The following is a 13178-nucleotide window of genomic DNA, read 5'->3' as shown; positions in this document are numbered from 1 at the left end:
GTTTATGCTTTGGGTTTATGCTTTGGGTTTATGCTTTGGGTTTATGCTTTGGGTTTATGCTTTGGGTTTATGCTTTGGGTTTATGCTTTGGGTTTATGCTTTGGGTTTATGCTTTGGGTTTATGCTTTGGGTTTACGTTTTGGGTTTACGTTTTGGAACTATGCCTTGGACTATATCTTGAAATCGCGTCCTGGCATTATGACTTGGAACTTGTCTTGGAATCACGCCCCGGTTTGTCCATTGCATATTACGGAACGCCTGCCTATCATCAAGAAAATACCTATTTACCCTTCAACACCCAATATGTTTCACGTGAAATCATCCGTTTATTTGTATTGACAGACAAGTCTACGCGGAAATATAATATATTATATATAATCTATAAATGATAGTTGTTCCCCCTATTCACACATATAAATAAGAAAAGCAACGGGAAATGTCCGCACGGTTTTGCATCGCTCAGGAAAGGAGGAGTCCATCCGGCAACAAACGCGCCCCGCCATCCGATAATCGCAGTTTTATTTCCGCATCGGAGAGAACCATGTCCGCACCGTGGACGGAGCCCGGCCGCATGTGGGCGGTCCACCCAGAGAGAGGTAAAGGTTGTCTGCCAACATCGCACTTCGCTAACAAGCAAGCGGATTAACCAAAATAATCATGAGGTGATCGAAGTGAGCAAATCGGCATTGCCTTTGTTATTTTCCGCTTTATCCGTCGTGTTGATCCTTAGCGGCTGCAGCAAATCTCCCGGCACTACCGTTCAAGAGCCCGCCGCTGGAGAACCCGCGAAACCGGCCGTCCAAACTGAGCCAGTGACCGTCACGATCGGAGCGAATCCATTCTTTTTGACGGACGAGGAACTGAAGAAGTACGTAGCCGACCCCGTGAAGAAAAAATATCCGCACATTACCGTAGTCCGGTCCAACGACATGCCGAAAGGAACCCAAACGGTAGAAGAAATGGTCGTGAACAAAAACATTCCGGACATCCTCGTCGACGCACCGTATGCGCTGATGAAAATAATCGGGCTGGGCGTCACCCAAAACATGGATGACCTGATCCGCAAGCATCAATTCGATAAAAACCGCCTCCTGCCTGAACTCATCGACTCCCTGAAAACCGCCACCGGCCTTGACTACATGGTATCGCTCCCCTTTTACAACAACGCCTTCGGCTTATTTTACAATGCCGACCTATTCGACAAATTCGCCGTCAGCTACCCGACCGACAAGATGACGTGGGAAGAGATTCAGAAGAAAGCTGTACAGCTCACGAGAGAGGAAGGAGATAAGAAGTATATCGGACTGTGGGCCGGCGACGCGATGTGGGGCGGGTATCAGCTCGGATTGCCGTATTTGGACAAAGAAAAGAAAAAAGCGATGCTGGACACGGAAGATTGGCGAAGCGTGCTGGCGCTGTGGAAGAGCTTGTACGATACGCAAGGAGCGCTGATGCCCCCGGCCGGTACGAACTACGAGCAGTTGTTCTTCGACGGGCAGGTAGCGATCGCCTTCGGCCATATGGGAACGCTGCAGAAGCTGCGCGAGACGAACCCGTTCAACTGGAACGTGTTCACGTATCCGTCGAACAACAAAGCACCGGGCTTCGGCCAGCGGGCAGACACCTACAATATGCTGATCACGCAGCAAAGCAAAAACAAAGACGCCGCCTTCCAGGTCATCTCCGTCGTTCTGTCGGATGAAGTGCAGTTGGAATGGTCGCGCAACGGGAAGATGTCTGTCCTGAAGGACACGAGCATCCACAACGAATTCGGCAAAGCGATCACCGCCTTCCAAAACAAAAATGTAGCCGCACTCACCAAAGCCAAGCTGCAAGTAATCCAACCATTCGTCTACGACTACCCCACCCTGCCGGTCATTCGGATCAACACCGCGTTTAACGAGGTGCTGCACCAAGGCAAAGACATCAACACAGCGCTGCGCGAAGCAAACGAGCTGATGGAGCAGGATACGAAAGCATTCCTGAAGTAGGTGCCGTGAGCCCGGTTGCCCGGGGGAGAAACGGCACAGAGGGGCGGGGAGTCGCTAGGACGCTCCTGGAAGCTATGGGGCAGGAAGTCGAATCAGCAAGTAGGCGGACGTGATCGTTCGAGAGGTGGCATAGCGGTCTTTATCAACTCTTATTTTCAACAAATTGGGTCATTACTTCAAAATAAGGGATGATTGAGACCTTTATTACAGACGGAAAGTACAATTTTGCCCTCACACCGCTGAAATAAAGGCTGCAAAAAGCTCTTATTTCTCCAAATTTGGCAGATACGCCGATTTAAGAGCTGCTAATCGCTCTTATTTCAGGCAGATCGGATTCTACGAACTAGCTGGAGCCACGACGCCCTGCCCTACTCTAGCCTAGCCTGGCCTGGCCTGCCCTGCTCTGCTCTACCCTGCCCTACTCACCATCTTCGCGGCTCGAAGCTACATATACTCATCACATTCAGGAACAACGGCCGAACTTCACAATATGCAGCACGGCAGTCCCCTCCGGATCAGGATGTTCCGCCAAACGAAGGATGCTGGAGACCCTTCGCTTCCCGTAAACCAAGCGTCGAAGCGAGGCCATGAGCCATGCCGCGGGTGAGGCGGCCCCGAACCCGCGCCGGCTGCTGCTCCCTTTACCCAAACAAGGAGGCCCAACCATGAGCCTGCAAAAAATGCCGTGGTACCAAAGCAGCTTCCGGCGCTGCCTGATCGATATGCACATTCCCGACTGGGACGAACGGTTCTTGTCGGAGCTGGACCCGCAAGTCTACGTAGACCTGATGACCCTCGCCCGTGTTGACACGGCTATGATCTATGCCGACTCCTGCCTCGGCATCTGCTACTGGCCGACCCCCATCGGCCATATACATGGAGGCCTCCAAGGCCGGGACGTGCTCGGCGAGATCGTCGCAGGCTGCCGGGAGCGCGGAATCAACGCGATCGTGTATTACAACTTTTGGTCCAAGTGGGCCTACGACAACTACCCCGAGTGGCGGTTCATCTCCGATGAAGGCAAAGGCACGGCCGACTATTTATGGACCAAGGGCCGCTATGGCGTCTGCTGCTTCAATACGCCCTACCGCGGGTTCATGCTGGCGCAAATCGAAGATTTGTGCGACCGCTACGCGTTTGACGGCATGTGGATCGACATGATCTTCTGGCCGTATTCGCCCTGTCACTGCCCCGGCTGCAAGCGGCGATACCGCGAAGAAACCGGAGCCGAGCTGCCGCTCAAGGCCGATTGGGCCGATCCGGGCTGGGTCCGATTCCAGCGTACCCGGGAAGCCTGGCTGGCGGAATTCATCGGCGAACTGGCCGCCGTCGTAAGGCGTAAGCGTCCCGGCGCTTCCTTCGGCCATCAATTTTCGGCATGGTCGACCGGCTGGCGGACCGGGATGACCAACGCCGCTTTCCGCAACAGCGATTATGCCAGCGGGGATTTTTATGGGGATGCGCTGCACCAGTCGTTTACTTGCAAAGCTTTGTACGCGTTAAGCGAGAACAAGCCGTTCGAATTTATGACCTCCCGCTGTCCCGATCTGAGCGATCATACGACGACCAAACCCGCCGAGCTGCTGCGCGCGCAGATGTTTTCCGCCTTGGCGCATCAAGGCGCCTTCCTGTTCATCGACGCCATAGACCCGTCCGGGACACTGGACCGCCGCGTCTACGAGATGATGGGCCGCTTGTACGAGGAGCTCGAGCCGTTCGAGCCGTTCCTCGATCACAACGCCGAATTCTGCTATGACGCAGCCATCTATATTAATTTCGAATCCGCGATCGAGGCGTACGACGGCGAGGATTCCTACATGAACAGAGCTACCAGTGCGGCAAAATCCCTTAGCGACGCTAATATCCCTTACGGCGTACTCACGAAAAAAAATTTGCGGCAGCTGTCGCAATGCCAGATTGTCATCCTGCCGAACGTGCTGATGCTCGACCAGGAGGAAACGGAAGCGTTCACCCGGTATGTGCAGAACGGAGGAAGTCTCTACGCCAGCAAACGCACGTCGCTGATGAACAAAGACGGCGTCCGGTTGGGAAATTTTCAGCTGTCCGAGCTGTTCGGCGTATCCTGGAAGGGTGAAACGGAAGAAACGGTCACGTATATCGCCCCTTCCCCGGACAGCACCTGCAGCTTGCAGCCGTTCAATGCCGCCTATCCCGCCATGCTGAGAGGAACACAGCTGCTCGTCGAGCCAGCGAAGGACACCCGGCTGGAAGCGACCATCACCCTTCCCTACGTCGATCCGCAAAGAGTCGACGCGTTCGCTTCGGCCATCAGCAATCCGCCGGGGAAACCGACGTCCTGGCCAGCGATTACTCGCCACCGCTGCGGGCAAGGTCAAGTCGTGTACGCAGCGGGGGACATCGAAAGCTCGCCGCACCAAGGCCAGCGTGAGCTATTCGCCGGCTTGATCCGTTCTCTACGCTCGAAGCCTTTCCATTATGAATCGGATGCGCCCAAGAGTGTGGAGATCACCCTCTTTCACGATGCGCACCTAAACCGGTACCGCCTTCACCTGCTTAACTTCCAGCAGCAATTACCCAACATTCCCGTCCATGGGATCGGCATCCAACTACATATCGGCACCAAACGTCCGCTTCGTCTCCGAACCGTACCTGACGGACAGCCGATCGGCTTCACCGCCGAGAACGGTACGGTATCCTTCACGGCGCCCAAGCTGGATACATTCCTGATGCTGCTGCTGGAATATTCCACGGAAACCGGGACAATCCCTGGAGCAGCGGCCATCGCCCAGTCTCATCCATCGGCTGATGCCGCTCCCTAGCAAGCCGCATCTCTTGTCACCGCCTCGGGCATAACCTGAAACAAGCGGGCCGCCATCGGCCCGCTTCGTCTTTGAGAAACTCCAGTCCAATCGTTCCGCCCGCCATGGGAGGGAACTGCAACGTTCACTTTAGCCACTCGTTGTGCAGAGTCATCATTTGGAGAAATGCGGCAAAAACCCGCTTCAGCTGTTGCCTGTGAAGTTCTACCGGAAATAAAACTTCCGCTATTTGTTTCTGGCAGCAGGAAATAATCATGTAACGGAACTATTGGTTCCGCTATTTCCAGGAAAACCGCCTATATCCCCTTACTAAGTCGAAATAACGGAAGCCATACTTCCGCTACAGCGTGAAAGTTACGTACATCGCGGAAATAACGGAAGTTTTTCTTCCGCTACTTCTATGGATGCCCCTACTCCACGGCCACTCTAAGACATTTTAGATTAGATGATACCCAGGCGGGAGCTTTGCTTGGTTCAGAGTACCGCGGTGCGTCTATCGCCGTTTCAAAAGGGACGGCAGTCCGCCGCCCGCAATCAGGCACGCGGCGGACCGCCCGCCGTCATGCGGCAAATCACCGCGCGCTGGGCGCCAGTCTGCACGCAGCGCTGAACTACACACGGCGCCAGACTGCGCACGACGCTGAACTACACACAATTCAGTGCCGGCGCAACTCCCGCCAACCAGTGGCAAATTCAAACGCCCAGCGGAATCGCAAATATCTCCGGTGCAGCGGAATGCGATACGATCAGCTCGTCACCCGGCATCAGGGCGTACAAGTTGTTGACCGGAAGTCCGGACGCGCCGCCGCCCACAACCGTCTGGTCTCCTCCGCGCTTGAACTGCACCAGCGTCACCGTCCCGCCTCGTACAGCCACTTGCTGCAGATGGCCTGCGCTATTCGCATACGTAAACGGCGACGCCCCGACCGTTATGCCGGTTCTCGGCTTGGGAAGCGTTATAAACTGGCTCGTATCGTGGTCGAAAATATCGCGGATCGTCGAGTCCGCCCCGTTGTCGAACACCCCGCCCGCCGACGTGTTCCAGTAGTTGACGGTTAATTTCTCAATCCGGGTACGGCGGGCCCCCGCGTCGGTCTGGATACGCTCATGCAGCCCCCCGCTCACCTCGGCATTCAGCGAGCCGACGGCAAAGTGCAGCTTTTTCGCCGAATAACAATTGATCAGCTTCGTAAATTCGCCCTGATCCATCAAGTCATCGGTTCCGTTGCCCTCGAAGCCGAGCCCGGTAAACGAATTAAATCTGCAGCCCGGCGCGACGACTACGCCGTGGATGCCGATCGCTTCCGAGGTGCCGCCGACAAACGTGTTCTGGTCCCCGTCCGCGATGCGGATGCCGATCCCGGTCAACCCTTCGATAATCGGGTTGATGAACGTATTGCAGGTCGAGCGCAGGTTGCGCGACGGCGATTTGCCGATATGAATGCCTGTGTACGGCTTGCTCGTCATCGGCTGCTCGTTCACCGAGCAGGTGACGCTCTCGAACACGCTGGCCACCGTCCAATTCAGCTTCAGCGCCGTGCCCGTCGCCGAATTCGCCTCGCGCAGGTTCACGTTCCGGACGACCAGATGCGAAGCGTTCTCTGTAAACAATAAATCGGTGATCGCCGGGTTGCCTTCGATCGTCAAGTTCTCGACCGTTATCCCGTAGATGACCGACGGACCGAACGGACTCCCGTCTGCGACAAAAGCCCTCCCCGATCCGGTATACTTCAGAACCGTGTCGTGCTTGCCCGCTCCTCTGACCGACAAGTACGAGTAGCCCCAGTTCGGGCTGGCCGATGTGGCGCAGACGCCCTTAGGCAGTACGATCGACCGTCGGCCGCTGGCAACCGCATAGGCGATCGCCTGGGTCAGCGGTACGCCGTTATCGGTCGAGCCATCCATAATGGCCCCGAACCAGGTCGGGTTAACCGCGCCTCCGGACGCCCTTAGCCAGCAGCCCAGCCCGGTCGGGCTCGTCTCGCCCGTTCCCGCCAGGAAGGCGGGCAGATTAGCCACCGTCCCGTTCCACGGAACGGTAGGGCTGATGACGACTCCGCCGTTATGGCCCGACTTGGGCTCGGACGCCTTCCACACAAACTCCCCGCCGCCGTTCACGTCCGCCGGCAAGGAAAGGGCGGAAGCCCCGCCGGGATGCGTCGCAAAAACGGACAATACCCGGACAATCTGGCCGTCGGGCAGCGAGCTCGTGTCCAGGACGAGCAGGTCTGTCACGGAAGGAACGGCGATGACGCAATCTTCGTCGCTTTTTTTGCCTTTCGCTTCGGCGGATGGTTCGCTCGGAATTCCGGCTGCGGCCAGCGCCACACCGGCCATCCCCATCGCGGCGAGCAGCTTTCTGCGGCTTAACGGGCGTTTCGGGCTTGCCGGTGCGCCTGACTCTTCCCTATTTAAACGATCCATATAGTTCCCTCCCGGATTATGAATCTCTCTGGGCTCCGCCCGTCATTACCGGCGCTGCCGTTCGCTCCCTACCCTTGCACATCCTCCAACACAGCCATCGCGTGCAGCTCCAGCACCGGTATCGTAAATACGATGCCGTCCCCCTCTTCGGCGAAGGGAAGCGGCTCCAGCTGCGGCGCCAAATAAAGCCGCGCTGGCTTGGCCCGGATGCGCACCTTAATGTTGTGAAGCGGCCATATTTCCTCCATAAACGTTTTCGAGCCCGCCGCCTTCTCCTCGCGCACCTGTACGAGATGCACGATCCATCGCGAAGCCTGGCGCATCAGATTAACCTCCACCCCGATCGGCGCGTCGACCTCGATCAGCGGATCCGGACGAAGCAGCTTGTAGCCGTCCATGTAGATCCGGCGCAGCCATGGAGAGCCCGTCTTCCAATACGACGCCTCGACTGGTGCGGATAGGTACAGGCATGCGCCTTTGCCGTAAGAATACAGCGTAATCGCCGGATCGTCCGTCCGGATCGCCGGATGAGCATGCTGATGGTACACGTGCCGATGCGTCTTCGTCTCCATGGCAGGTTCCATATACACAGAGAGCACCCTTGCCTCCGCAGACGGCCGCACCCGCAGCACCGGCGTATTCGTCCCTTTCACGAGCACCGGCATATCCGGAACGCTGCCGAACACGTCCTTATCGAAATCGGCCATATAATTAACGCTGTACCTCGACGTATCGTCGAAGTCTACGCCGAACACATCCGCCAGTCCGAAGTTCGCTTTACGCACCCCTTCTTCGGTGTAAAGAGATGTCCGGTGCGTAGCGATCAATAAGCCCCCGCCGCGAACGAACTCGCGAACCGCCTCCTCGACCTCCGGGGACACGTACGCCTGGTCCGGCATCGCGAGGACGGCATATCCGCCGAGCTGCTTCACCAGATCTCGCTCCGACAACACGTCGAAGTGGACGTTCCCTTCGATCAGCATCCGGTTGATCCCGTTCAGCGCGTCGTCCGCGTGATTCGGCAGCGACGTGCTTTCGAACATGCGCCGGTTATGAACGCCGTGCAGCACCGCCACGTCAGGGACGCTGGACGCTCCAAGCAGCCACTCCTCCCGCTCGCGGATAAAATCGTTCGCCTCCTTGATCGCCTCTACGACCGGCGAAGGAAGCGCCCCCTTGAGCGCGCCCGACGGAAGCGGCACGTGGCCGAAGCTGATCGAGCCGCCGCCCGATACCGTAATCGCCGCTGCCGCCTTCAGCGTCGCCGCCGGGGCGAGCGTCCACTCCCCCCAGCTCCCCATCTCGCTTGGCATCATCAGCTCGAACGGTTTGCCTTTCGTCCGCTTCCACTTGGCTAGCAGGCTGCCGTACAAATAAATCGGCGGATGAAATTCGGAGGTTAAATAATCCGCCCGCTCATCCGGCTCCATATGCGCAAACGCCAGGTCCCCGGCATGATTCCAGCCGATCTCCAGATCCGGATTCAGCTTCTTCAGCCTTCCGGTTATAAACCGCAAAAAGTCGGCGCGAATATCCCGCTGGAACTGCTGCCATCTACGCAGGTCGGCCGAGCCCGGAGGCGGCGAGACGGGCGGCGTTTGCCCATATTTCTCCACATACCATTTGCGGCAGTAGTCGCAGTGGCAGGAAGACGGCCAGACGTACGTAATATCGAAGAAAAAGCCGTCCACCGTATAACGCTCGGCAATCTCCGACAGCTGTGCGGCCACGTAATCCCGGTACGGGGAATTCAGGCAGAGCAGATCGTAGAAGCCGAATGCGTTCGTGACCGGCGCGCCGTCCTTATCCCGCTGCCGGTAGTCGGGATTGGCGCCCGCGACGTAGCTGTTCAGTCCGACATTGTAATAAGCGATCAGACGAATGCCGTTCCGGTGCGCCTCCGTTACCGCTTCCTCCAGCAAGTCTTTGCCCGCCAGCTTCGCGTTTTTTTTGCCGATTCGGGTGTCGTAGTAGGAAGTTCCGAACGCGTCCTTGGTCATGAACGTCAGCGTCTGCATCCCGGCCTCGGCCATCTCCCGCATATAACGCGGAACGTCGAAGGCGATCTCCGGCACGGCCTCCCCGATATGGAAATCAAGCAGCCCTCTTCGAAGTGTTGTGCGATACAAGCTCATTATTGGTCAGCTCCTGTTTCTTTCGGATTCGTTCATTCGTCCTGATGGACCGGAACGTTGCTGTGGCACACCCGTTATTCGGCCGCTGGCCGCGGCTTTGGTTACGCACAGCCGATCGGGATCGTCCCGGCCGGCGCCGGGACTTCCCTCGGTAGTCGGCGCGGTTAGTTTCGCTTCGCCTCCGCGACCGCCTTATCCGCTTCTTCCGCCGCTTCGCGCAGCGCCGTGTTCAGATCGACCGTCCCTTTGACGATATCGGGAATCCGCTTCGTCAGTATCCCTTCCACGGACAGCTGGTATTTCGATTTGGCGGCGATCGGGGCCGGCTTGTTGTGGAAAATCGCCTTCCAGTTTTTATCCTTAAAGGCGGATTCCGAGGCATACGCTTTCTTGATGCTCTCGTCCTCGATTACCGGCATAATGCCCTGCTTGGAGAAGTTCATCTGCTGTTCCGCAGACACCAAATATTTGATGACCTCCATGGCCGCGTCTTTATTCGGGGAAATCGACGTGATGCCGAACACGAACGGCGCCATCTGCGATCCCACGCCGGGCTTATCCCGAAAGGTCGGAAGCGAGACGAGATCCCAATCGATTTTCTCCATGTCCTTCGGCACCGCAAACGGAAATTGCGAATGGAAGGCAAACATCGCCAGCTCCTGGCTGTTCGTCAGCTCCAGCCGGTACGGGACGGCCTTCAACGCCGTCACACGGTCTTTGTAGCCTTGATCGGCCCCCGGGTCCAGGAAATAAGCCGAGATCATCTTTTTCCAGACGTCGGTCTGGAACGTCGCTTTGTCCGCGGCGTCCAGATAAGGCTGCGAGAGCTGGTTGTTGCCCAGCAGATGCGGAGCCGAAGCGGCGAATCCGACGTACTGCTTATCCTCTTTGCGCGTCAGCTTCTTGGCCAGTTCCAGCGTCTCGTCCCAGAACATCCCGTCCTTCGGATAAGACACCCCGAACTTGTCGAACAGCCCCTTGTTGTAATACAACACCTGCACCGTATTGGTGACCGGCAGCGCGTGCAGCTTCCCTCCTCCGGAGCTGCGGATGCCGTCGATCAGCGTTTGCTGGAACGCCCCCAGATTGACTCCGTGTTTTTTGACCAGCTCGCTCATATCGTATTGGAGACCGACCGTTTCCGACAACTGCGGGTAATAGGCGATCGACTGGTACATAATATCGATTTGCTGCTTCTGAGCCAGCAGCTCGTTCAGCGTTTTTCCTTGACTGTGCGGAATATATTTGATCGTGTAGTCGGGAAATTTTTTGCGGAGCGCGTTGCCGTACTGCCCGTTAAACATGTCTTCGTTATCTCCGGAATTGGAGTGGATGACGAGCTCGATCGGCTGTGCGGGCTTAGGCGCGGGTTGTCCTGCCGCCTCTTTGTCCGCGTTCCCTTCCGCAGTGCCACCGCCCGTACCGCTGCCGCCGCCTGTCCCGCCGCATCCGGCCACCACGGCAATCGCCGCCACCATACTGATCAAAGCCAGCTTCTTCTGAGCCATTCGTATATCCCCCTTGACGTTACTCGGTTGATGGGTTGCCGCGCTCCCGGTACCATTCGTTCACCTCGTCCGTCATCTCCCGGCCGCCGATCGTCTCCCACAACTCGACGAACCGTTCGAACGTCTCGACCGGCTGCAGCCCCAGCACGATTTTCATAAATGTCTCCGACTGCAGCTTGCCGAGCGCTTCGCTTCTTCGCTGAGTGACCGGCAGGGGGAGCGACACGAGCCGCTCGCGCTTGTACAAATCTTGCTTGCGATAATACTCCGCCACCGACAACGACCCGCCTTTGCTGAACATATAGTCCCACATCCAGCCGTCAGTCTCGCCGTTTCTTCGGTACGCTTCGATGCGCTGCAGCACTCCTTTATCTTCGGGAGTAAGCTTGGAGCGGTCGTTCGTCTCCATCGCCTCGATAATCCGGAGGCTTTCGTCCACATTTTTATACTGCTTGGTCAGGGACACCAGAGCCGTTTTCCATACCGGATTGTTCTCTCTGGATTGATTAAATTCGTAGTATGCTTGCTCGGAGTTGTTCTCGTAATAAGTCTCGATCCAGAAATCGAGCAGCCGCAGTATCGCCTCCGGGCGCTTCACTTCCTTGCTGACGACCCAGTAACCGCTTACATCCAAAGGAACCTGCGGACGCGCTTTCGTATCGTCGATCGATGGCAGCGGGTACGCCTTCCATTCCATGGCCGGGTCCCGTTTCTTGGCCTGATGCAGCGGATACGAACCGGCGAACGGAGAGGCGTAAAACATCCCGATCTTCCCGTCCACGACGGATTCGAATACGTTCAGCTCATCCTTGACGCCGAAGTCCGGGTCGATCTGTCCGGATGCGTATAGCTCCCGCAAACCGGCGAGCGCCCGCTTCATCTCCGGCTGCACCGTCCCGTAGGCCAGCCCCTCGCCCGCCTCGATCCATAAATTCCGGTACGCATGGAAGCCATTGAAAAAACCGGCCGCCAGGTTGAAATTCCGGTCCATCGCCAGCCCGTACGTATCGTGAATGCCGTTGCCGTCCGGATCGCGGGACGTAAAGGCCGCGCTAATATCCATCACATCGGCGATCGATCCCGGTTCCGGCAAATTCAACTTTCTCAACCAATCCGTCCTGACGTGAAGCACCTGCGCGGCTTCGGAAAGCGTGCTCGTCCACGGGATGGCCATCAGCCTCCCGCCGATCGTACCCAGCCGGAGCGCATCCGGACCCCGGTCGTCCAGCAGCTTACGGGTCCGTTCGGACACATGAGCGGCGTACACATCCGTTAAATCCGCAATCAGCCCGTTCTCGGCCAACTGCTGCAGCTGGGCGGCGTTCACCCGGAACAGATCGGGGATATCCCCGGAGGCGATCATCAGATCCAGCTTCCGGTTATACTGGTTGCTGTCGTCGGACCAGAGCGTCTCGATCCGGATGCCGAGCCGCTGCTCATAAGCGCGCGTCCACGGATTGTTATTGAAGGAATCACCCGGCGCAAACCGCACCCCCGGCTCGTTGACCCGGATCGTTCGCAGCGTAATCGGAGGGTCGTACTTCATGTTATCATGGCCTTCGCCGCTCCATACCGCTTCCGTCGCCGGTAAAGCCGCAGGAGCATGGCCGTCGCCGGCACTACCGGCTGCCGACGGCATCACGTTCCGCTCCGGAACCGGCTCGCAGGCGCTTAACAGGAACGCCAGCAGCAGCAGGCGCGATACAAGCCGGATATACGGCTTGGGTACGGCACGCCCGTGTCGGAATAAGCACGACTTGGTGCGGGCGGCGGAGGTTTTTACCGTCATCCGTTTCTCGTGTGAGTCCGGGACGATATTATTGGTCATGTTGTCAGCCGTATGGATGACCGTCAGGCCGCCCGCACAGCTGACCACATTTTCAGCGGTGCTGCTAAGCGTCTGGCCGGTTGTTGGGCCGAGTGTGCTTGTAGCTGTGCGGCTGTTGTTTACACCAGTACCTGGGTTGTCAGCCGTTCTGCTGACATAAGAGCCGTGTCTGTTTTTCCGCATCATCTGCTGTCTCCTCTTCTGTGCCCATCCCCTCCCGAAACCCGTTTGCCGGCACCTGTAGATTAGCCGATGCCGGCCGGATTCGGAAGCCGCAAGTTTCCACATTTCGCACCCGGTTTGGGAAAAGACGAACAAAAGTGAATCGGGGAATAAATAATGAATTTGAGAAGATCGTACCATAATTGATATTCAAATTATATATAATGTTTTATATAATAAGAATAACGGTTTGAATGAGAGGTTTCCCATTGGGACGTCCGAATGTTACGGAGCCCCTTCCCTTCTCGGTTCGCGAATGTGCGCTCCGC

7 protein-coding genes are annotated in these 13178 nt (G+C 57.2%); 3 read left to right on the top strand and 4 right to left on the bottom strand.

The annotated features are described in order from the left end of the window. The 3 genes from AC3Y2E_RS20470 to AC3Y2E_RS20460 form a co-directional block, all read left to right on the top strand. Positions 1-339 (top strand): hypothetical protein (locus AC3Y2E_RS20470; protein WP_379213602.1); only part of this gene is annotated, 339 nt, incomplete at its 5' end. A 332-nt stretch (positions 340-671) separates the two neighbouring features. Continuing rightward, a complete protein-coding gene (locus AC3Y2E_RS20465) occupies positions 672-1991 on the top strand; it encodes an ABC transporter substrate-binding protein (RefSeq protein ID WP_379213600.1) in 1320 nt (439 codons plus the stop codon). A gap of 665 nt (positions 1992-2656) precedes the next feature. Next, a complete protein-coding gene (locus tag AC3Y2E_RS20460; RefSeq protein ID WP_379213597.1) occupies positions 2657-4792 on the top strand; it encodes a beta-galactosidase trimerization domain-containing protein in 2136 nt (711 codons plus the stop codon). Positions 4793-5485: 693 nt separating this feature from the next. On the opposite strand, the gene AC3Y2E_RS20455 is transcribed toward AC3Y2E_RS20460, so the two are convergent. The 4 genes from AC3Y2E_RS20455 to AC3Y2E_RS20440 all read right to left on the bottom strand — a co-directional run bounded on the left by AC3Y2E_RS20455 (position 5486) and on the right by AC3Y2E_RS20440 (position 12873). Then, the gene (locus tag AC3Y2E_RS20455) at positions 5486-7216 is read right to left on the bottom strand and encodes a putative phage tail protein (protein ID WP_379213595.1); all 1731 of its coding nucleotides are present in this window, start codon (positions 7214-7216) and stop codon (positions 5486-5488) included. Positions 7217-7284: 68 nt separating this feature from the next. Continuing rightward, positions 7285-9351: a beta-galactosidase trimerization domain-containing protein gene (locus tag AC3Y2E_RS20450; RefSeq protein WP_379213593.1), complete on the bottom strand. Its 2067-nt coding sequence runs from the start codon at positions 9349-9351 to the stop codon at positions 7285-7287. Positions 9352-9515: 164 nt separating this feature from the next. Then, positions 9516-10859, bottom strand: coding sequence for an ABC transporter substrate-binding protein (locus tag AC3Y2E_RS20445; RefSeq protein WP_379213591.1), 1344 nt, complete (start codon positions 10857-10859; stop codon positions 9516-9518). 19 nt (positions 10860-10878) lie between these two features. After that, positions 10879-12873 carry an extracellular solute-binding protein gene (locus tag AC3Y2E_RS20440; RefSeq protein ID WP_379213589.1) on the bottom strand — a complete coding sequence of 665 codons (1995 nt, stop codon included), beginning with the start codon at positions 12871-12873 and terminating at the stop codon, positions 10879-10881. Between the last annotated feature and the right edge of the window lie 305 nt (positions 12874-13178).

It is taken from the genome of Paenibacillus sp. MAH-35, from assembly GCF_058135425.1.
This window is presented reverse-complemented; position numbering and strand designations above follow the sequence as displayed.

Coding starts and splice junctions, on each gene's coding strand:
- AC3Y2E_RS20460 (WP_379213597.1), top strand. CDS start 2,657: ATGAGCCTGCAAAAAATGCCGTGGTACCAAAGCAGCTTCCGGCGCTGC.
- AC3Y2E_RS20455 (WP_379213595.1), bottom strand. CDS start 7,216: ATGGATCGTTTAAATAGGGAAGAGTCAGGCGCACCGGCAAGCCCGAAA.
- AC3Y2E_RS20450 (WP_379213593.1), bottom strand. CDS start 9,351: ATGAGCTTGTATCGCACAACACTTCGAAGAGGGCTGCTTGATTTCCAT.
- AC3Y2E_RS20445 (WP_379213591.1), bottom strand. CDS start 10,859: ATGGCTCAGAAGAAGCTGGCTTTGATCAGTATGGTGGCGGCGATTGCC.
- AC3Y2E_RS20440 (WP_379213589.1), bottom strand. CDS start 12,873: ATGATGCGGAAAAACAGACACGGCTCTTATGTCAGCAGAACGGCTGAC.